This is a genomic window from Oerskovia sp. 140933, assembly GCF_059651515.1.
The window spans coordinates 1-19,726 of sequence record NZ_JAMXIO010000053.1 but is presented as its reverse complement, the minus strand read 5'-3'; the positions used below and the strand labels follow the sequence as shown (position 1 = coordinate 19,726).

General features: G+C 70.4%; 19 protein-coding genes and 1 pseudogene. 8 read left to right on the top strand and 12 right to left on the bottom strand.

All coding sequences use genetic code 11. The features are described 5' to 3' along the window. Positions 1–96 precede the first annotated feature (96 nt). The 4 genes from gadC to NHG27_RS18285 form a co-directional block, all read right to left on the bottom strand. Complete coding sequence (gene gadC, locus NHG27_RS18300) at positions 97–1,731, bottom strand: glutamate/gamma-aminobutyrate antiporter GadC (RefSeq protein ID WP_497017260.1); 1,635 nt, start codon at positions 1,729–1,731, stop codon at positions 97–99. 10 nt (positions 1,732–1,741) lie between these two features. Then, positions 1,742–3,142, bottom strand: a complete 1,401-nt coding sequence (gene gad, locus NHG27_RS18295; protein ID WP_497017259.1) for a glutamate decarboxylase — start codon at positions 3,140–3,142, stop codon at positions 1,742–1,744. Between the two features lie 819 nt (positions 3,143–3,961). Beyond that, positions 3,962–4,210 (bottom strand): hypothetical protein, encoded by a 249-nt coding sequence (locus tag NHG27_RS18290; protein ID WP_497017258.1) that lies wholly within the window; start codon positions 4,208–4,210, stop codon positions 3,962–3,964. Positions 4,211–4,421: 211 nt separating this feature from the next. Beyond that, the gene (locus tag NHG27_RS18285; protein WP_497017257.1) at positions 4,422–4,982 is read right to left on the bottom strand and encodes a DUF6881 domain-containing protein; all 561 of its coding nucleotides are present in this window, start codon (positions 4,980–4,982) and stop codon (positions 4,422–4,424) included. A 418-nt stretch (positions 4,983–5,400) separates the two neighbouring features. On the opposite strand from NHG27_RS18285, the gene NHG27_RS18280 reads away from it, so the two are divergent. Continuing rightward, a complete protein-coding gene (locus tag NHG27_RS18280) occupies positions 5,401–5,598 on the top strand; it encodes a hypothetical protein (RefSeq protein ID WP_497017256.1) in 198 nt (65 codons plus the stop codon). Positions 5,599–5,637: 39 nt separating this feature from the next. Here the strand turns inward: NHG27_RS18280 and NHG27_RS18275 are convergent. Next, positions 5,638–5,928 (bottom strand): annotated as a pseudogene (locus NHG27_RS18275) (IS30 family transposase); the annotation flags it as partial. A 601-nt stretch (positions 5,929–6,529) separates the two neighbouring features. Here NHG27_RS18275 and NHG27_RS18270 point away from each other — a divergent pair. Then, positions 6,530–7,219: an HAD family hydrolase gene (locus NHG27_RS18270; RefSeq protein WP_497017255.1), complete on the top strand. Its 690-nt coding sequence runs from the start codon at positions 6,530–6,532 to the stop codon at positions 7,217–7,219. A gap of 61 nt (positions 7,220–7,280) precedes the next feature. On the opposite strand, the gene NHG27_RS18265 is transcribed toward NHG27_RS18270, so the two are convergent. Then, positions 7,281–7,958 (bottom strand): PAS and ANTAR domain-containing protein, encoded by a 678-nt coding sequence (locus NHG27_RS18265; RefSeq protein ID WP_497017254.1) that lies wholly within the window; start codon positions 7,956–7,958, stop codon positions 7,281–7,283. A gap of 335 nt (positions 7,959–8,293) precedes the next feature. Next, positions 8,294–10,180, bottom strand: coding sequence for an alkyl/aryl-sulfatase (locus NHG27_RS18260; protein WP_497017253.1), 1,887 nt, complete (start codon positions 10,178–10,180; stop codon positions 8,294–8,296). Positions 10,181–10,511: 331 nt separating this feature from the next. Here NHG27_RS18260 and NHG27_RS18255 point away from each other — a divergent pair, with 331 nt between their 5' ends. Both NHG27_RS18255 and NHG27_RS18250 read left to right on the top strand, forming a co-directional pair. Beyond that, entirely contained in the window at positions 10,512–10,709 is a 198-nt protein-coding gene (locus NHG27_RS18255; protein ID WP_497017252.1) for a hypothetical protein, read from the top strand. Between the two features lie 60 nt (positions 10,710–10,769). Next, a complete protein-coding gene (locus NHG27_RS18250) occupies positions 10,770–11,528 on the top strand; it encodes a class I SAM-dependent methyltransferase (RefSeq protein ID WP_497017251.1) in 759 nt (252 codons plus the stop codon). A 121-nt stretch (positions 11,529–11,649) separates the two neighbouring features. Here NHG27_RS18250 and NHG27_RS18245 read toward each other — a convergent pair whose 3' ends face one another. Then, positions 11,650–11,883, bottom strand: a complete 234-nt coding sequence (locus tag NHG27_RS18245; RefSeq protein ID WP_193720380.1) for a hypothetical protein — start codon at positions 11,881–11,883, stop codon at positions 11,650–11,652. A gap of 157 nt (positions 11,884–12,040) precedes the next feature. Here NHG27_RS18245 and NHG27_RS18240 point away from each other — a divergent pair, with 157 nt between their 5' ends. Together NHG27_RS18240 and NHG27_RS18235 are read left to right on the top strand one after the other, a co-directional pair. Continuing rightward, complete coding sequence (locus NHG27_RS18240) at positions 12,041–13,021, top strand: DUF2804 domain-containing protein (RefSeq protein ID WP_497017250.1); 981 nt, start codon at positions 12,041–12,043, stop codon at positions 13,019–13,021. 92 nt (positions 13,022–13,113) lie between these two features. Further along, positions 13,114–13,680, top strand: coding sequence for a pyridoxamine 5'-phosphate oxidase family protein (locus NHG27_RS18235; RefSeq protein ID WP_497017249.1), 567 nt, complete (start codon positions 13,114–13,116; stop codon positions 13,678–13,680). Between the two features lie 65 nt (positions 13,681–13,745). On the opposite strand, the gene NHG27_RS18230 is transcribed toward NHG27_RS18235, so the two are convergent. The 4 genes from NHG27_RS18230 to NHG27_RS18215 all read right to left on the bottom strand — a co-directional run bounded on the left by NHG27_RS18230 (position 13,746) and on the right by NHG27_RS18215 (position 18,523). Further along, positions 13,746–14,363, bottom strand: a complete 618-nt coding sequence (locus NHG27_RS18230; protein ID WP_497017248.1) for an NAD(P)-dependent oxidoreductase — start codon at positions 14,361–14,363, stop codon at positions 13,746–13,748. Positions 14,364–14,408: 45 nt separating this feature from the next. Beyond that, a complete protein-coding gene (locus tag NHG27_RS18225) occupies positions 14,409–15,002 on the bottom strand; it encodes a hypothetical protein (RefSeq protein WP_193720384.1) in 594 nt (197 codons plus the stop codon). Positions 15,003–15,071: 69 nt separating this feature from the next. Further along, positions 15,072–16,901, bottom strand: a complete 1,830-nt coding sequence (locus NHG27_RS18220; protein WP_497017247.1) for a glycoside hydrolase family 2 protein — start codon at positions 16,899–16,901, stop codon at positions 15,072–15,074. Next, on the bottom strand, positions 16,898–18,523 hold the full coding sequence (locus tag NHG27_RS18215; RefSeq protein WP_497017246.1) for a methyltransferase domain-containing protein: 1,626 nt from the start codon (positions 18,521–18,523) through the stop codon (positions 16,898–16,900). Before NHG27_RS18215 ends, NHG27_RS18220 begins: the two co-directional genes overlap by 4 nt. 154 nt (positions 18,524–18,677) lie before the next feature. Between NHG27_RS18215 and NHG27_RS18210 the strand changes: the two genes are divergently transcribed. After that, the gene (locus tag NHG27_RS18210) at positions 18,678–19,070 is read left to right on the top strand and encodes a VOC family protein (protein WP_321575428.1); all 393 of its coding nucleotides are present in this window, start codon (positions 18,678–18,680) and stop codon (positions 19,068–19,070) included. Then, entirely contained in the window at positions 19,067–19,654 is a 588-nt protein-coding gene (locus NHG27_RS18205) for a TIGR03086 family metal-binding protein (RefSeq protein ID WP_497017245.1), read from the top strand. The genes NHG27_RS18210 and NHG27_RS18205 overlap by 4 nt, the downstream gene beginning before the upstream one ends. Positions 19,655–19,726 lie beyond the last annotated feature (72 nt).

Here is a 19,726-nt window from a genome sequence, read left to right as displayed (position 1 = left end):
ACGAGAGACCTCCGTTGGTCAGAGCCGGGTTCCTAGACAGCTCCCACTCGACACGGAGGTCTCTCTTCACGTCAACAACGGTCCTGGTCAGTACACCTAGTGCGGTTCTGTCGACTGCGAAGGTGGCGGGCTCGCTGCCCCTTGCGCAGGTGGCGGGTTCACGAGGACACCCTCGGCTTCGTGCTCGGCCGCGGTCCGTTGGTCCCAGGACGGTTTGCGCATGGCGTAGAAGAGCAGCGGCGGACCACCGAGGACCACGACTACGGCGGCCACCACGAAGGGATAGGCGGCGGGCGGGACCCCCGTGAATCCCTCGGGCGGCACGAAGGCCAGCACGAAGGCCGTGGCGCAGGCGACGAATCCCAGGCCAGCGACGAACTTCATCGCGGGTGTCCGGTAGGTGCGCACCACGTCCGGCTTGGAACGTCGCAGCCTGATCGCCGCGGCGAACATCATCATGTACATGATCAGGTAGAGCGCAGCCGCCATGTCGATGAGCGCGATGAACGCCGTGTTGATGTTCGGGATGACGATGAACAGCAGGGCCAGGACCGACACCACGATCCCCTGGACCCCGAGAATGCCCACCTGCACACCTGCCTTGTTGCGCTTCTGGAGCGAGGGGGGCAGCAGGCCCGTCCGGGCCGCGGCCAGCAAACCACGCGACGGACCGGCGATCCAGGTGACGACGGACGCGAACGCTCCCAGCGCGATGAGCGCCGAGATCGCGGTGACCGCCCACGGCATGTTCCACTTGTCGAAGAAGACCTCGAACGCGAGGTTGATGCCGTTGGTCAGCCCCAGCTCCTTCTTGGGCACCGCGACCGCCATGGCGATCGTCGGCAGGATGAACACCAGCAGGATGAGCACCGTGGCGATCGCGATCGACCTCGGGAAGCCCTTGCCCGGGTTCTTCAGGTCGTTCGCGTGGACCGCGTTGACCTCCATCCCCGCATACGCGAGGACGTTGGAGACCACGAGGACGATCGACGCGATCCCCGTCCACGGCGGGATCACGGCCGACGCCTCCAAGGGCGTCTCCGACTTCTCCCCGGTCGCGAGCCAGATCGCGCCGAGCACGATCAGCAGGATCGCGGGGAACAAGGTCCCCAGGATGCCGCTCCACGAGCCCACCTTGGCGAACAGGTTGCCACCCTTGAGCGTGATGAGCGTCGACCCCCAGTACAGGACGAGGATCACGACCGCGGTGTACAGGCCGTTGCTCGCCAACCCCTGGTTCCCGATCACGAACGACAGGCTCGCCGCGATGAAAGCGATCTGCGTCGGGTACCAGACGACGTTCTGGATCCACTGGAGCCAGATGGCCGTGAAGCCCATCCGGTTGCCGAACGCCTCACGCACCCACGTGAAGACACCTCCCTTCCAGCCCGTCGCCAGCTCGGCGGCGACGAGCGCCGTCGGCACGAGGAACACGATCGCCGGGATGACGAACAGGGTGATCGAACCCAGACCGTAGGCGCCCATCGCGGGCAGCGAGCGCAACGACGCCACGGTGACGACCGTGAGCATCGCGAGCTGGAAGACCGAGAGGAACGCGGTCGCGGTCGCGGCGGGCGCCCCGATCGCAGGCCCCGAGTGGTCGGGGTCCTTGCCGTACGGGTGCGCGGCGACGTGCTCGGGCGCGGGCGCGTGCGTCCCGTCGGCCCGGACGAAGTGGGCGGTCCCCGCCTTGCCCGCGTCGGCGGGGACCCCCTGCGGTGCGGTGGTCATGTCCGCCTCCTCAGTGGTGGAATCCTGGTCGCTGCCCCTCGACCGGCATCGGCGCCGACAGGCCGTTGAGGTAGTCGACCTCGACCCGGATGTCCTCCATGAGCGCCATGGCGAGGTCCATGCTGAGGCCGTTGCGCACGACGATGCGCTGCACGGTCAACGACTCCAGGTCCGCCGGCATGGGGTAGGCGGGCACGAGCCAGCCCTTGAGGCGCAGCCGGTCGGACAGGTGGTACAGGTTCCAGTGCTCGGACCCGCCGGGGGTGCGGCTCCACGCGAACACGGGGATGTCGCTGCCGTCGTTCCACAGGTCGAAGTCCGGCATCTTCGCGATCTCCCCCGACAGGTACAGGGCGACGTCCTGACACGCCTGCTGGACCTTGCGGTACCCGTCGACCCCCAGGCGCAGGAACAGGTAGTACTGGAGCAGCACCTGGGCGCCGGGGCGCGAGAAGTTGAGGGCGAACGTCGGCATGTCCCCACCGAGGTAGCTCACCTTGAACACGAGGTCCTCAGGCAACGACGCGACGTCACGCCACACGACCCACCCCAGCCCCGGGTAGACGAGGCCGTACTTGTGCCCCGAGGTGTTGATCGACGCGACGCGCGGCACCCGGAAGTCCCACACGAGGTCGCGCTGGATGAAGGGCGCGATCATGGCGCCCGACGCGCCGTCGACGTGGATGGGGATGTCGAGGCCCGTGTCCGCCTGGATACGGTCCAGGGCTGCTGCCACCTGCTCGACCGGCTCGTACATGCCCGTGTACGTGACCCCCATGATCACGACGACGCCGATCGTGTTCTCGTCGACGTACTGCTCGAGGTCGTGACCGTCGAGCACCTTGTGGTCCTCGGAGATCGGGACGAGCCTCGCCTCGACGTCCCAGTAGTTGCAGAACTTCTCCCAGCACACCTGGACCGCGCTGGACAGGACCAGGTTGGGCTTGTCGGTCGGCTTGCCCGCCGCGCGCCGGGCGTGCTGCCAGCGGCGCTTGAGCGCGAGCCCGCCGAGCATGCACGCCTCGGACGACCCGATCGTCGAGGTCCCGATCGTGTTCGTCGGGTCGGGCGCGTTCCACAGCTGTCCGAGGATCTTCCAGCAGCGCGTCTCGATCGCGGCCGTCGCCGGGTACTCGTCCTTGTCGATCATGTTCTTGTCGGCCGTCTCCTCGTACAGCCGCCGGGCGTACGGGTCCATCCACGTGCCGACGAACGTCGCGAGGTTCAGGCGCGCGTTGCCATCCAGCATCGCCTCGTCGTGGACGATCTGGTAGGCCGTCTCGGGAAGTGACTCTCCGGACGGCAGGACGTTGCGGGGGAGCTCGGTCGCCTCGCCGGGGCGGGCGAACAGTGGGTTGAGCGCGACGACGTCGCGCTCCTCGGACTCTGCACCTCGGGCTGATCCAAACATGTTCGTTACCTTTCGTCGGACGGTAGTCGGCGGCACCGTGGTGACCGCCGCATGCCGTTGAATCGCCGCCATCGGGCTCATAGGCCAGCTCGTGGGAGAACTCGCCGGGCGACGGGCAACCACCGATCCGGGGTTGCGGACGTCGAGGTCCGCCAAGAACGCGGACCGAGGCCTGCCAGGAACTCAGGCTGTTGGGAGCGGTGCGGACGCCTCACACGACAGCAACAGCTCCGGGCTGCTGCGACGAGCGAGGGCGCCGATCTGATCGGCCACGAATCTGGCCTCTCGCGGTGCATCCGCACCTGTGCCAGATCGATCGAGATGTCCCTCTGCGTGACCATCAGCATCTCCTTTGCCGTGGGCTGTGTTATTCACGGTTGCAGACTCTTCCTGGACTGGCCACTTATGGAACGCTAGGAAAGGCTTCAAGGTCGGGTGCCAAAAGACCTCTCCGATCGCGGCGAGGACTCCTGCGTCGTCGACGAGGTCTCTCGTGGCGCCGGGCCAGCCGTGTCGGCGTTGCTGGTGGAGGACCGGAAACACAAGGGTTCACCAGCCCAGCCATGCCCGCTTGGAACCCACCTGTCTCCGACGCGCCGACGCGGACTCAAGCATGCTCGATCGCGAGCATCTGGACCCCGAACGTCAACATGTGGCCGGTGATGTACGTGGCGGGGGGCTTGTTTTGGATAAAGCGGACAACCCTCGTTTCCCTCGCTATTCCTGCTGTGACTGTGAACCGATGGGGGTCTCAACCCACCAACGCACCACGCGTACTCGCGGAACTCTACTCAGTTCACGTCAACGCTTGCGGGTCTTCTAGATGCCGGTCGGATAGAACTCGAGGTCGTCTGCAGCGATCTCGATCTCGGTCCCGACGGGATTGACCGGTGGGGCGTCGAGCAGTTCGAGCTGGAGCAGCGCGCCCTCGACCCGCGCGATGACGACTTCCCCGTCGGCTGCCTCGATCTGTCCATGCAGAGTTGCGTGAGGGCCTTCGAGGCCACCGCTCGGTGAGTCAGTGAGCAGGTCGGACCAGCGTCGGGGACGTGGCAGCTCGAGCTCCACTTGAATGATGTCCCCCGTCCGCACGGGTCGCTCCCCGCCAGGCGCCGCAGAGCGGGATGGACGCTGTCCGAAGGCGTAGACGAGGTCGCTCCTCGTCCGCGTCGTTCAAGGCTTCCGCAAGCATCGCAATTCGCCTTCCTCACTGGGCAACTGTCCTGTCTCCGGACCCGCATGAGGCATCTGCCTCAAGCCGTGCGGAACACCTGCTGCATCAGGATCGACGCGGGGATGCTGCCGAATTCTCGCCACGGGCCAAGAGCCAGACGCGTTCGAAGTCTGAGCGTTCGATGATCTCGACCACGAACTGAGGATCGGCGCCGATCACTTCGGGCAGGGGTACTGGCACCTTGCCAAGCCCGGTGGTCTCGGTCTCGTGGGTATCGTCGGCCCAGGCGAGGCGCCCGTCATGGAACTCGTCGACTTTCCGGGCCTCCCACCCATCGACGACGTGCGCCCAGAGGACCACGGGATAGTCGTCTGGGGTGTCATGGACCCACTGAACGCGCTGGAAGTAACTGCCCATCACCCGGTCCAGGTCCAGGTTTGCAGCCTCTTCGACGATCAAGGGGCCTCCCACAGGGGCATCTGTCGTCAGGTCCACCCACACCCGCGGCGAGTGAACCCACGCCCTCACGCTGCCGATCACTAGCTCGAGAGTTGACCCCACTGCTGGCAGGCTTTGCGCGAACTGGCGAACACCCGGCTCCCGGCCTCGACGAATCACATCAAGCGACGCGCCCACGGGCTCGAACCCGTGGATCTCCGCGATCAAACCCCATGGTTGGTGACTCGTGACAGTGACGCGCACCAATTCACCACTCTGCAGTTCGTCGAGGGGACCATGCCGCTCGCCGTCCACTCCGATGCGACCTCTGCCTTCACTGTCCACACGAGAACAACACGGGCTCTGGCCGTCCCTGTCAAGCAGGTCTTGCGACAGATGCGTCAAGCGGGTTCCGATTCCTAGGTCCGCGCATTCGTCTCTAGACCATGCCCAAGGGGACCCGCAATTGGTCGCGCCCGCTCAACCGGCGAAACCACAAGCCTCCCGATCGGAGGGTCGAGGTGCCCGGTGAGGGATCGCCTATCGGGCACTTCTTGGGTCGAACCGCCCCATGGCGTGGAACTCGGGGGAACGACGCCGAGCCCTACCAGGTTCGAGTGTCTGTGGCGAGTGAGACTGTGTCGTCATGACTCTCTATGTCGACGGCGAGTGGAACGGGTGGGACGGCAAGACTTTGGTCCGGCTGACGGACGGGTCCGTGTGGGAGCAGACTCAATACCACTACGAATACCGCTACGCATACCGGCCAAAGGTGACCATCAGGAACGGCAAGATGCTTGTCGACGGCATGAGAAAGGAGATCCCCGTTCGTCGGCTGAGGTGAGTTCGCGGCTGACCGTTCGGGTCGGGTGGTCGCCGTCGACTATCTGAATGCGCCCCTCATCGCCAGGCCTTGTTCTCGAGCTGCCACCGCAGCCTCGCCGAACCTCTCCGCTGGCGCCGACCAGTCGAGGACTTGCCGTGGGCGCTCGTTGAGCAGCCTCTGGATCCGTTCGAGCTCGTTGTCGGTCGTCGCGGCGAGGTTGGTGCGTCGTGGGAGGTATTGGCGCAGGAGGCGGTTGGTGTTCTCGTTGGTGCCGCGCTGCCACGGGCTGTGGGGGTCGCAGAAGTAGACCGGGGCGTCGATCAGAGCGCTGAGGAAGGCGTGATCGGCCCGGCACAGCGTTTTGCACTCGCCAGGGGGGGCCAGCGAACTGCGGTACCCACGACCCGATCGCCGACGAAACGTTCCGCTCGTCGCGGGCCCCCGAGCCACCCCAGGAGCGTTTCGCCGTCCAGCACGTTGCATTCAGACGTGCTCGACTGCGAGGAAGACAACGCCTAGAACGATCGCCAGTGCCGCCAGTGGCCAACCCCAACGAGCAAGCATGCGCCGTGTGGCTGGATCCTTCGTCACAACGTACGCGGTGCGAAGGAGCACCGCCGCCGCCGCTCCTGCAAGGAGCGCGAGTACCAAGAGGACGTCATCCACCACTGCCATACCTTCCCCAACCGCAATTCCTGGACCTACAGCACCATCCAACGCGCTACCGTTCCACGAACAGGTGGTGCATCGACCGGTTGAGACCGCCGCCCGTTTCCCGACTGCCTTGAGCGCCTCTTCGACCACTTCTTCCTGTTGACCCTTCCATTGAGGTCGAGGCTGTTGATCGGATCCTGAGGGTATGCGTGGGACGTGGTGTTGCCGTCTGCACGGGGTCGACGCTGGCGAAGAGGAGCCTGGCGGCCGGCGGCCGAGGCCGACTCGCAGCGTCGTGGTGCGCACCACGCCCGACGTCGCCGCACCGCTGTGGCACTCTGTGTCGGTGCCTCCTCGCACTTCGTTCCGTCACGAGCTTCGCGGTGTCGTCTTCGACGTCGGGGAGACCTTGGTGGACGAGTCCCGAGCATGGGGTGAGCAAGCGCGTCGAGCCGGCGTCACCCCGTTCACCGTGATGGCGACCCTCGGCGCGCTCATCGAACGCGGCGAGGATCATCGGCAGGTGTGGGACCTGCTGGGTGTCGATGCCCCGTCGGAGCCGCCGAGGATCAGCGAGGTGGACCTGTATCCCGACGCCCTTGCATGCCTTGCCGCAGCTCAGCATGCTGGTCTGCGCGTCGGGATCGCCGGCAACCAGCCCATCGGTGCCGAGCTCCAGCTTCGTCAGGCGGGGTTCACGGCCGACCTGGTGGCCTCGTCGGCGACCTGGGGGGTGTCGAAGCCGTCAGCAGGCTTCTTCGAGCGGATCCAGGCCGAGATGTCTCTCGAGGCGCACACGATCCTCTACGTCGGCGACCGGCTGGACAACGACATCCTCCCCGCCCGAGCTGCAGGTTTCCGGACAGCGTTCCTGCGGCGTGGGCCGTGGGGGACCCTGCACGCCAGACGCGATGACGTCGCTCTCGCCGACGTCCACCTGTGGTCGCTCGACGAGCTCAGGCGGATGCTCGAAGCGTCGTCCTAGCCGTCCGCCGGGGTCGGCTCTCCTCGACGTGTGACCCCGCGCCCAACGCGGCCGGCCCGGTCTACCGCGCCGGCCGCTTCCCCTCGAAGAACCGGTCGAGGTCCGCCCGGCGCAGCGCGCCGTCGACGCCTCCGGCGGTCAGCTCGGCGACGAGTCGCCGCGAGAGGTCTCGGAGGGGTTCGTTGGACACGCTTGAGTGGTGGCACATGAGGTCGAACGCCTCGTTGGCGGGCAGCCCGTAGATCGCCATGACGGCGCCCTTGGCCTGCTCGATCGTCGACCGGCTCGCGGACGACGCCCGGATCGCGGCGGTGGCCTCCCGTTGGGCGAGGTCGCGCTGCGTCGTCGTGAGGTCGATGAAGTACCCGGAGACGTGCGTGGTCTCGCCCGTGCGGCGGTCGATCCGGCCGCGTCCGACCACGCCGAGCGTCCGCGTCCTGCCCTGCGCGTCGACGATGCGGTGGACGGAGCTGAAGGGTTCGCCGGTCGCGACGGCGTTCAGCAGGACCTCCTCGACCCGTTCGCGGTCCTCGGGGTGCTTGTGCGCGAGCATGAGCGCGGTCGTGGGCATGACCTCGCCGGGCCGGAAGGCGTGCATGGCGTAGAGCTCGTCGGACCACCACCAGCCGTGGTCGGACAGGTCGAGGATGAACTGCCCCACGGCTTGCGGCGTGCCGCGCAGCAGCGCGTCGGCGAGCTCCGGGTCGAATCGGCGAGACGCGTTGTACGAAGTGGTCAAGTAGGCCCCCAGGGCATGGGAAAGGAGCGGGCCTACTTCCAGACTCCTCGGTGATACTAGCCCGGATCTGCTCCCTCACCTGCGAGGACGGCAGCCCGACGGCGGAGCACCGGCCGGAGGTCACCGCGCCGTCGCGGTCCGTCCGGCACGACGAAGCCCCCGTCGGCCGTGGCCGTACGGGGGCTTCGTGAAATGTTAGGTGGTGGCGCGATGCAGGGGGTACTTCGCGCCACCGAGGAAGACAATACCTCCTCCTTGCGGGGGTTGACGAACCGCTCTCGGATGGCGGGCGATCGGACACCTTCCTTCCGCTTCACCCGGATCCGGACGGCCCGCTACGGCAGCACGATCTCGAACGACGGGTCGACGTCGTCGAGGAACCCGAGCAGCCGGCCCCACGCCCCGGCGTCGCCCTCGACCTGGAGGGAGCCCGCCTCCACGAGGTCGCCGAGGGCCTGGGGGGCGACGACGGAGTGGAGGAAGACGGGCTTGGCGGCCATGAAGGTCGCCTCGGCCGGCGCGGTGTCGTACTCGCTCGGGATCTGGTGGGTGAGCACCCCGTTGGCGAGGCGAACGCGGTGCCGCACGCCGTCGACGACCCAGTCCAGGAGGACGGTCTCGGCGCCCGCTCGCGGGCCGTCGATGCGGATCGCGATCGAGTCGAACGCCTGCTCGACCGACAGTGCCGCCAGGATGTCAGGCGCGACGGACGCCGTCGGGGTCCCGAAGTTCCCCTCGCGCAGCTCCCGCGCACCCGAGAGGTAGAAGTTGCGCCAGGTGCCGTTCTCGCTGCCGTACCCGAGCTGCGTGTACGCCGCCGCCTGGAGCTCGCGCGCGCCGGCGTGCGTGGGGTCGGCGAACAGCACGTGGTTGAGGACCGTGACGACCCACCGCAGGTCCCCCGCCTCGAACGACGCGCGCGCCTTGGCGACCGTCGCGTCGGCACCACCCATGAACTCGACGTAGCGGCGCGCCTCCTCGACGGGCGGGTGCTCCCACAGGTGAGCGGGGTTGCCGTCGAACCACCCCATGTACCGCTGGTAGATCGCCTTGACGTTGTGGCTCACGCTCCCGTAGTAGCCCCGGGCGTTCCACGCCCGCTCGAGCGAGGGGGGCAGGACCATCTGCTCGGCGATCTCCTTGCCGACCAGGCCCTTGTTGATGCCGCGCAGCGTCTGGTCGTGCAGGTAGGCGTAGAGGTCGCGCTGGGTCGAGAGGAACTCGATCAGCTCGTCACGTCCCCACGTGGGCCAGTGGTGGGAGGCAAACACGACGTCGGCGCGGTGGGCGTAGAGGCTGATCGCCTCGGTCAGGTACTCGGCCCACACGTGGGGGTCGCGCACGAGCGCGCCGCGCAGGGTGAGCGTGTTGTGCAGCGTGTGCGTCGCGTTCTCGGCCATGCACAGTGCCGCGTGGTCGGGGAAGAAGAAGTTCATCTCGCTGGGGGCCTCGGTGCCGGGCGTGAGCTGGAAGTCGATCGTGACGCCGTCGAGCACCTCCCGCTGCCCCGTGTCGGTGACGTACAGCGTGGGCAGGACGAGGGAGACCGTTCCCGTGCTCGTCGTCTGCCCCAGGCCGGCGCCGACCCCTCCGGCGGGTCCCTTGGGGAGCGCCGCGCCGTACATGTAGCCCGCTCGTCGTGCCATGGCGGTGCCCGCGTAGACGTTCTCCGACACCGCGTGCTCGACGAACCCGGAGGGTGCGAGCACGGGCACGGTCCCGGCGTCGACCTCCTGCTGCGTCGTGACGCCCTTGACCCCGCCGAAGTGGTCGACGTGCGAGTGCGAGTAGATCACCGCGGTCACGGGGCGCTCGCCCCGCTCGCTGCGGTAGAGGGCGAGTGCGGCTGCGGCCGTCTCGGTCGAGATGAGCGGGTCGATCACGATCACGCCGCGCTCGCCCTCGACGAACGTGATGTTCGACAGGTCGAAGCCGCGGACCTGGTAGATGCCGGGGACGACCTCGAACAGACCGGCCCTCGCGACGAGCCCGCTCTGCCGCCACAGGCTGGGGTGGACCGTGCCGGGCGCCGGGCCGTCGAGGAAGCCGTACCCCTCGGTGTCCCACACGACGCCGCCCGCGTCGTCCAGGACCAGGGGCCGGGCAGGTCCGGCCAGCAGGCCGCGCTGTGCCGCGTCCATGTCTCGCGTGTCGCCGAAGGGCAGGGATTCCTGGGCGGCGCGGAAGGACGCCGTGACGCTCTCGACTACCGGGTCGGACATGGAGGCTCCTCTGAACGGGTCGGGCCGCTCGTCGTCGAGCGGCACGTCTCACGCTAGGTGGGCCGCGCGGGGAGCGCGCGGGGTGGCTTCCCCGACCGCACCCGCCCGCCCCGCACCGGCCTCTGCGGCCCGAACCCCGTGCACGGATGACGACTGACCTGCACGTCCCATGCATAGACGTGGTGTCGTCCCACTCAGTGAGCGCGGTCAGGATTCCCAGGATCGGCACCTAGGGTTTTCAGCGCGCCCGCCCCCTGTGTGGCATAAAACACCACGTTCCGGGAGGTTCTTCGAATTGCGGGCAGCAGCCTCCTATGTGCAGAGTGGAACTATGGTCTGGGTTTGGGTTGGCCTCGTTCTGGTGGTGCTCGGCGTCCTGCTCGCCGGGCGCGCCGCGTGGGCCGTTCGTGCCGGTGAGCAGCGCGGGCGCGCCGGCACCGGCGGTCACGGCATGGGGATCGCCGTCGGCGCGGGCGCCGCGTTCTGGGGCGCCGTGGTGACCGTCATCGCCCTCGTCGTCAACGGCTGACCCCCGGTCCGACCGGTCCGACCGCACGAAGAACCTCCCCCACCTGTCAGGATCGTCAGCATGCAGCGATCCTTCGACGACCTCGTCTCCGAGGCCTCGACCGTCCCGGTCGACGGCTGGGACTTCTCCTGGCTCGACGGGCGGGCGACCGAGCAGCGCCCGTCCTGGGGCTACGCCCGGTCGATGGCCGAGCGCATGGCCACCGCGAGCGCGGCCCTCGACCTCCAGACGGGGGGCGGCGAGGTCCTCGCCTCGGTCCCCCGGTTCCCTCGACTGACCGTCGCGACCGAGGGGTGGCCCCCGAACGTCATCCAGGCGACCCGCCTCCTGCACCCGCTCGGCGTCGCGGTCGTCGCCGACCCGGACGAGCCGCCGCTGCCGTTCGCGGACGAGGCCTTCGACCTCGTGGTCAGCCGGCACCCGGTCCGCCCGTGGTGGCAGGAGATCGCACGTGTCCTCGCACCGGGCGGCACCTACTTCGCGCAGCACGTCGGGCCGTACAGCGTGTTCGAGCTCGTCGAGCACTTCCTGGGCCCGCAGCCCGAGGACATCCGCAACTGCCACCCCGACGACGACCGGGCTGCCGCCGAGGCGGCCGGGCTCGAGGTCGTCGACCTGCGGTTCGAGGAGCTGCGCACCGAGTTCTTCGACGTCGGCGCGGTGGTCTACTTCCTGCGCAAGGTGGTGTGGATGGTCCCGGGGTTCACCGTGGAGGAGTACCGCCCGCAGCTCGCCGCGCTGCACGAGAAGATCCAGGAGGAGGGCCCGTTCGTCGCGACGACGACGCGCTTCCTCATCGAGGCGCGCAGACCCGTCTGACCTGCGGCCCGCGACGGTCGGCGGACGGAGCGCTGCCAGGACCGTGGGTGCGGTGTCGCCGTTGACACCACCGGCACCGGTGCCGGCAGGGTCGGCAACTGCGCCGACCCACGTTCGGTGATCAGTCCCGCAGGCCTCGCGTCAGGTCTCCGAGGGCCGCGAGCGCCCGGCGCTTGCGGTCGGCGGGGTCGATGGTGCGCTCGTCTCCCGGGTTGGCGCGGCGCACGGGCTTGCCCGCGCCGCCTGCGGCGTCGACGACGCGGGGCAGGGCGCCCGGGCCGCCCGCCGCCCGGGTCGACCGCGACCGCCGACGCTGGGTGCTCGGGGCGAGGAAGTAGGGGCGTTGCGTGCTCATGGGCTCTCCTCAGGCTCGTCGCTGCCCCGTCGCCGAGGCTGTGGTTCTCGATCCTGGGGCACGGTCGTTTCGGGCGTGTTGCGAGCGCAGGACGACGACGTGTCTTTCGCGGTCTCGTGGGGCGGACCGGCCCCGTACCGGCCAGTAGCCTCCTTGCATGACGCACGAGCGCGAGATCACGGCCCCGGTCGACCTGTGCCTGCCGAACGGGCGCCTGAACCCGGACGCGGTCGGGTGGACCCGCACCCCGCTGCACCGCGCCACCCTGCGCGGGTGGGGCCGGACCAAGCGGTGGGAGTACTGGGGGGTCGTGACGCCCTCGCACGTGATCGGCGTCGTGGCCTCCTCGATCGACTACGCGGGGGTCCACGGCCTGTACGTCCTGGACCGGGCGACGGGCGCGGAGACGGTGAGCGACGTCGTCGTGCCCGTGGCCCGGGGCGTGGTCATGCCGGACCGCAGCGGTACCGGCCGTGTCGAGGCCCGCGCGAAGAAGCTCGCGATCCTCGTCGACCAGGACCCGGGCGGTTCCCGGATCCGGGCCGCGTCCCCGGACGTGAGCCTGGACCTGACCGTCCCGCTCCCGCCCGGGCACGAGTCGTTGGGCGTCGTGGTCCCGTGGAGCGACCGGCAGTTCCAGTACACGGTCAAGGACATGGCCCGCCCGGTCCACGGTTCGCTCACGGTCCGCGGTACCCGGCACGTGGTCGGCGCCGAGGACTCGTTCGCGGTGCTCGACCACGGGCGCGGCCGCTGGCCCTACGCGATGACGTGGAACTGGGCTGCGGGCAGCGGGCACGGCCGCGGCATCCAGCTCGGTGGCGGGTGGACCGCGGGCACGGGCAGCACGGAGAACGCGCTCCTGGTCGAGGGGCGCCTGCACAAGATCGGTGAGGAGCTCACCTGGGAGTACGACCGCGCCGACCGGCTCGCACCGTGGCGCATCACGGGCGAGCGCGTCGAGGCCCTGTTCACGCCGTTCCACGAGCGGGTCGCGCGCACCGAGCTGCTCGTCGTGGGCAGCGAGACGCACCAGTGCTTCGGGACGTGGTCGGGCCGGGCACGTACCGACGACGGGACGTGGGTGGGCCTGGACGGGCTGGTCGGCTGGGCCGAGGAGGCGCGGCAGCGCTGGTAGCCTCACGGTCCCGGTGCTGCCCGACGGCGTCACGCACCTGCGGGGATGGACGGCGCCCCCGCGCGGCGCGCCCCGGTGCCACACTGGGCACCATGGCGACCGTCCACGACGAGATCACTCCCCGGCTCTCCCGCTTCGCGCTGTCCCAGCCCGTGTTCTTCGTGGGCACGGCCCCTCTCGCGGGGGACGGGCACGTCAACGTCTCGCCCAAGGGCATGGGCGGCACGTTCGTGGTGCTCGACCCGCACCGGGTCGCGTACCTGGACTACACGGGGTCGGGCGCGGAGTCCGCGGCGCACCTGCAGGAGAACGGACGCATCGTCGTCATGTTCTGCGCGTTCGAGGGACCGCCCAACATCGTGCGCTTCCACGGCCGTGGCCGGTACGTGCTCGCCCGGACGCCCGAGTTCGACGAGCTGCGCCCCTCGTTCTCCAAGGAGCGCGAGATCGGCCAGCGCGGCATCGTCGTGGTCGACGTGGACCGGGTCTCGGACTCGTGCGGGTTCTCGGTGCCGTTCATGGACTTCGTCGCCGACCGTGACGTGCTGGACCGCGCGCACGAGCGGCGGGAGCCGGAGTACTTCGACGCGTACTGGCAGCAGAAGAACGCGACCAGCATCGACGGGCTCCCCGGGGTGGACATCACCCCGCTGTCCTAGAGCACGGGCACCCGGGCCCGGCGGTCCGGCAGGCCCGGGAGCACCCCGGCGACGCCGGACCGCGGTCAGCGCCTGCTGACCCCGAGGGCCCTGCCGACGGTCGAGCCGTCCTCCAGGACGCCGAGCAGACAGGCTGCGAGATCACCGCGAGGGATCGACCCGAAGCCCTTCGCGCCCTTGGTCACCTCGGTCGCCCGCCAGCCACCCGTGGGCTGCCCGTTCGTCAGGCCTGCGGGGCGGACGATCGTCCAGTCGAGACCCGAGCCCACCACGGCCGACTCCTGCTCGTCGTGGTCGGCGAGGGCACCGGCGAGCATGACGCGGGTCAGGACCCGCACGACCACCGGCATCTCCCGCGCGGAGTCCCCTGCCCCGAGCGAGGACTGCACGACCAGCCGACGAACCCCCGCCTGCTGCATCGCCGCGACGACGCTCCGTGTCACGGCAGCACGCTGGCGGGCGACCCCCTTGGCTCCACCGACCGTGACCACCACGGCGTCCGCCCCGGCGACCGCGCGGGCCGCGACGCCCGGGTCCGCGGCATCTCCGGCCTCGGTCCGGACCCCCGGGGCGGGGGCGGCGCCGGTCCGGGACAGGACCGTCACGTCGTGCCCTGCCTCGTGCGCGAGCACGGCCAGGCGCGCCCCGGTCCCACGCGAGCCACCGACGATGACGATCTTCACAGGCTTCTCTTCTCGTCGCGCAGCACTTCCCATGGCCCCGGAAGCCTAGTCCCCTCCCGTCGCGCCGAGGTACGCCCGCCCCCGCGGAGAGATGCGGTACCCCACGGGCAGGCTCTCGGTGAGGCCGAGCTCCTTGAGCCGGCGGACGCGGATCTTGAAGTAGTCGCGCTCGACGCCGAGCGACGCGGCGAGCTCGCGCGCCACGACCTCGGGCCGCGCGACGATCAGCTCCAGGTAGGGCCGGGTCCACGGCTCGGGCGCCGCGCGGTCCATGCGCGCGAGCCGCGCACGCAACCCCTCGACCTCCTCGGGCGACAGGTCGGCGTCCTGGCGCAGCGCGATGCGCGGGTCCTCCCCCACGCGCCGCAGCCCGATCCGGTACAGGTCGCCCTCGCCCTTGGCGGCGACCCAGGCGAGCGCCGCGTCGGCCGAGCGGAACCCCGCGGCGCGCGCGTCGTCGTCGGGCACGTCCGGCATCCCGTCCACGTCCGGGACCCGGTCGATCGACGTGACCTCCACGACCCCGATCCGCGTCCGCATCCGCCCGCCCACGCGCACGCGCGGCGCGAGCCAGCGACGGTACGCGAGGGTGACCGTGCCGTCCTCGAGCCCGCTGAGCGTCTGCCGGGTCAGCAGCATGCCCCCAGCGTACGGAGCCACGGACCGGGCGGCACCAGGACAAGAACCCGCCACGCGCACCCGGCGCACTCACCCCAGCCGCAGCTCCGCGTTGACCGCCCGCACCAGCCCGGCAGGCAGCTTGGCGACCTCCCGGTCGTAGGTGAGCAACCCGTTGGTCTCGTCCTCGACGTCCGAGAGCTGGGTGTAGACCGTCGCCGACAGGCCGCGGGCGACGGCGGGCACGATCTGCTCGCGGTGCAGGGCCTCGAAGGCCTGCCCCAGCGCCTCGGCGTCGGCGTACGTCTTGTAGCCGAAGTCCTTCTCGCCCGCGGAGTGCCCCTCGACCCGCAGGTTGTAGCCGCCGTACTCCGACAGGACGAGCGCACGGCGGTCGCGCCCGCGCCGCGGCACCCGGAACGGCTTGAAGTACACGTGCAGGCTCCGAAAGTTCCCCGCGCCCTGGTCGTGCCAGCCGCTCGCGTGGTCCACCGACCGCGTCGGGTCGAGCGCCTTGACGCGGGCCGCGACCTCGGCCGCGTCGAACTGCCCCCAGCCCTCGTTGAACGGCACCCAGACGGCGAGGCTCACGACGTCGCGCAGGTGCTCGACGGTCGCATCGACCTCGCGGAGGAACTCGGCCCGCCCGGCCGGGTCCGTGCGGGAGAACAGGCCGTGGTGCCGGTCGGAGAACCACAGCGGGACGACCGCGTGGGGGACGGTCACGATCGGCCGGTAACGGTCACCGCCGTTGACCATGTCCTGCCACACCAGCATGCCGAGCCGGTCGCAGTGGTGGTACCAGCGCAGCGGCTCGATCTTGATGTGCTTGCGCAGCATCGTGAACCCGAGGTCCTTCATGGTCGCGATGTCGTGCACCATGGCCTCGTCCGACGGTGGGGTGAGCAGACCGTCCGACCAGTACCCCTGGTCCAGGACGCCGACGTGGAAGTACGGCTCGCCGTTGAGCAGGAGCCGCGGCACCCCCTGGGCGTCGGGCCCGACGCCGAACGACCGCATCCCGGCGTAGCTGCGCACCTCGTCGTCGCCGAGGGTCACGGTCACGTCGTACAGGTGCGGGTCCTCAGGGCTCCACGGGCGCACGTCCGGGACCGGGACCCGGGCGACCACGCCGACGGGCGTGTCGACCTGCGCGACGATCGCTGCGCCGTCGTGCACCTGGATGCGCGCCACGGGCGCGTCCCGCCCGACGGCGCCCCCCGCCTCCGCGGCCCCCTCGCTGAGGTGGACGGTCACCTCGAGGCAGCCGCCCGGGAGGTCGGGCACGAGGGTCAGGCGCCCGACGTGCAGGGCCGGGACGGCCTCGACCCACACGGTCTGCCAGATGCCCGACTGCGCGGTGTACCAGATCCCGCCGCGGTCGAGCTTCTGCTTGCCGCGCGCGTGGTACCCGGTGTCGCTCAGGTCGGTGACCTCGACGAGCAGCTCGTGCGTCGCACCCGGGTCGCCCGCGAGGGCGTCCGTGACGTCGCACGCGAACGGCAGGAAGCCGCCGACGTGGCGCCCGACCTCGACGCCGTCCAGCAGGACGCGGCACGCCTGGTCGACCGCACCGAGGTGCAGCAGGACCCGCCCGCCCGGCGGCACGAACCCCTCGGGCAGCGTCAGGTCGCGGCGGTACCAGAGCGCCTCGTCGGGCTGGAGCTGGCGGCCCACGCCGGACAGCGGCGACTCGGGCGAGAACGGCACGACGATCTCGCCGTCGAACACCGCGGGCGCGGGCCCGCCCAGCGAACCCACCGGCCCCGGGCCCTGCGCCGTGAACGCGTGCTCCCACACCCCGTTGAGGTTGAGATAGCTGTCCCGGACGAGCTGCGGGCGCGGGTACTCGGGCAGCGGCGCGTCACGGTCGAGCGTCGCGGTCCACCGCGTGGGCAGGCTGGGCAGGTCGGCGCTCACGCGCGCTCCCCCGGTCCGCCCGCCGAGACCGGGTCGAGCTCGGGTCGGCGCGCGACCGTCAGGACGTGCGTGTCGGGCCAGTCGACGGTCTCCCCCGTGACCGCGTCCGTCAGGGACGCGACGGGCGCGAACGAGTGCTCGACGAGCCACTCGTTCCGCCATGCCCCGCTCTCGGGGCCGAGCTCGAACCCCGCGTCGCCCAGCAGGTCGGCCCACGCTCCCCCGTCGAGGTCGCAGAACCGTTCGTGGCACTCGGACAGCCAGTTGTCGGCGTAGTCCTTGGTCGTGAGGAACTCCATGGCGTCGCGCAGCGTGACCCGGAACGTCCCCGGGGCGACCTCGTCGACGTCGAGCTTCGCGCCCGACAGCCGCGGGAAGTCGTACGCGAACTGGCGCAGGCGCGCGGCCGTCGACAGACCGCGGACGTGCGCGGCGACGTCGGGCCGTGCCCACGTGTCGAGGTCCGTCACGACCCCCGGGCGCGCCCCGTCGTCGTCGCGGAGCGTGAGGTGCACCGTCCGGTCGCCGTCCGCGGGGCCGCACACGTCGCTGTTGATCCACACGCCGCCGGGGCGGGTGTGGGCGAGCACGCGGCGCGCGAACCGCTCGACGTCGACCACGCCGTCGCCGTACGACGAGATCTCGTGCGTGAGCGCGATCGTGACCGTGGTGTCGACGCTGCGCTCCGGCATGACCGAGCCGCGCAGGATGTTGGCCTGCACGAACCAGACGTTCGGGTTCGCGAACACCCCCTGCGTCTTCTTGTGCTCGGCCTCGGCCACGAGGTGCCGTGCCACGTCGACGCCGAACAGGTCCGACTCGTGCAGGCGCGGCTCGGCCGCGACGAGCTCCAGGAGCCCTCCCGTCGCGCACCCGATGTCGACGATCCGGCCCGGCCGCACGTAGGGCCGCACCTGCTCCCACTTGCGGCGCGACGCGTCCTCGAACGCCGCGGCGTACGTGCGGTAGTCGCGCGTCGCGGTCAGGTCGCCGTCGCCCGAGACGACGGGGTCGGCGAAGACCTGGGCGACCTGCGCCTCGAGCCCGTAGCGCCGGAAGAAGCCCGGCACCGCGGGGTGGGCGACGTCGGTCCACGTCGGGTCGCCGGCGGCGAGGAGCCCGACGGCATCCCACGGGCGGGCCGGCGGCTCACCGTGCGCGTCGGTCGCGTCGAGCTCGACGCCCACGACCCGGAACCCGAGGTCCTGGTAGGCCGCGATGACCTCGGGGGTCGAGCAGGCCACGACCGTGTCGCGCGGGTCGAGGGTCACGGCGTGCCCGGTCGCGGTCTCGACCGTGGTGGTCACCAGGTGCGCGAACCGCGGGTGCGGGGCCACGTCCGGGACCGGGACGACGATGCTCGGCAGGTGCTCGACCGCGGTCACGTGCTCGATGAGCGCCTCGCGCCGGTGCCCCGGGACCGGGTTGCGGCGCGTACCAGCGTGGTTCGCGGACGTCACGGCCCACACCACGACCGCGTCCGGGGAGCAGCGGACGGGGACCCCGTCGAGGTCGGACACGAGCCCGGCGCGCAGCGCCCGCAGGTAGTCGACCTGGAAACGGGTCACGAGGTGGTGGCGCCCCGGGAACAGGACATGGCGGACGAGCAGGTCAGGAGGCACCCGGGTACCTTCGCCTGCCGACGGGGTGCGTCGCAACCGGGAGCAGCCCACGTCGGGGCCGCGTCGACCGGTGGCCCGTCGCTCCCCTCGTCACCGCCCGCGTTCCGTGCCATCGTGGAAGAGGCGCCGACGACGCCGGCCCTGTGGATCTGCCGTGGACAAGGAGTACCCGATGGTCTCGACGAGCAACGTATTCAGCAGCTACTCGGTGAACGACCTGGACGCCGCACAGTCGTTCTACGGCGACGTGGTGGGCCTCGAGGTCGACCGGACCCCGATGGGCCTCGACCTGCACCTCGAGTCGGGCGGCCACGTGTTCCTCTACCCCAAGAAGGCGCACGTCGCCGCGTCGTACACGGTCCTCAACTTCGGGGTCGACGACGTCGAGGCGGCGGTCGACGAGCTCGTCGGGAAGGGCGTGCAGTTCGAGCGCTACGTGGGGTTCGACCAGGACGCCAAGGGGATCTCCCGCAGTCCCGACGGTCCGGCGATCGCCTGGTTCAAGGACCCGGCGCGCAACGTCCTCGCGATCTTGAGCAACCCGTGAGCAGCGCGGTCTCGTCGCACGAGCACGTGCTCGCGGCGCACGGCGACGCCATCGGGGCGTTCGACCACCTGGTCCGGCGGGTGCAGGACGACCAGTGGGGCCTGCCCACCCCCGACGACGAGTGGAGCGTCCACGACCTCGTCAACCACCTGGTCTCCGAGCAGCTCTGGGCTCCGGAGCTGCTCGCGGGCCGGACGGTCGCCGACGTCGGCGACGTGTTCGACGGCGACGTCCTGGGCGACGACCCGATCGACGCGTGGATCGACGCCTCGACCCAGTCCCGCGAGGCGTTCCTCGCCCCGGGTGCCCTGGACCGCGCGGTCCACCTGTCGTACGGCGACGCCCCGGCGACCGAGTACGCGCACCAGATGACGTTCGACCTCACGGTCCACGCGTGGGACCTGGCCCAGGCCGTGGGCGTCGACCCCGACCTGGGACCGGAGCTCGTGTCGTTCGTGCTGGCCTACGCGCAGCGTCGCAAGGGCATGTTCGCGGCGAGCCGGCTCTTCGCGGGTCCGCTCCCCGTGGCCGACGACGCCCCCGAGCTCACCAGGCTCCTCGCCCTCGCGGGGCGTCGGGCCTGAGGTCTGCTGGGCGCCCGTGCGCGGTGTCCCGGGACGACGACGGCGCCCCCACCCGGGTGGGTGGGGGCGCCG

Excerpts from the sequence above, each read along its gene's own strand:
- NHG27_RS18235 (WP_497017249.1), top strand. The coding sequence starts at position 13,114 with ATGGCGACCGTCCACGACGAGATCACTCCCCGGCTCTCCCGCTTCGCG.
- NHG27_RS18240 (WP_497017250.1), top strand. The coding sequence starts at position 12,041 with ATGACGCACGAGCGCGAGATCACGGCCCCGGTCGACCTGTGCCTGCCG.
- NHG27_RS18255 (WP_497017252.1), top strand. The coding sequence starts at position 10,512 with ATGGTCTGGGTTTGGGTTGGCCTCGTTCTGGTGGTGCTCGGCGTCCTG.
- gadC (WP_497017260.1), bottom strand. The coding sequence starts at position 1,731 with ATGACCACCGCACCGCAGGGGGTCCCCGCCGACGCGGGCAAGGCGGGG.
- NHG27_RS18250 (WP_497017251.1), top strand. The coding sequence starts at position 10,770 with ATGCAGCGATCCTTCGACGACCTCGTCTCCGAGGCCTCGACCGTCCCG.
- gad (WP_497017259.1), bottom strand. The coding sequence starts at position 3,142 with ATGTTTGGATCAGCCCGAGGTGCAGAGTCCGAGGAGCGCGACGTCGTC.
- NHG27_RS18225 (WP_193720384.1), bottom strand. The coding sequence starts at position 15,002 with ATGCTGCTGACCCGGCAGACGCTCAGCGGGCTCGAGGACGGCACGGTC.
- NHG27_RS18245 (WP_193720380.1), bottom strand. The coding sequence starts at position 11,883 with ATGAGCACGCAACGCCCCTACTTCCTCGCCCCGAGCACCCAGCGTCGG.
- NHG27_RS18280 (WP_497017256.1), top strand. The coding sequence starts at position 5,401 with ATGACTCTCTATGTCGACGGCGAGTGGAACGGGTGGGACGGCAAGACT.
- NHG27_RS18260 (WP_497017253.1), bottom strand. The coding sequence starts at position 10,180 with ATGTCCGACCCGGTAGTCGAGAGCGTCACGGCGTCCTTCCGCGCCGCC.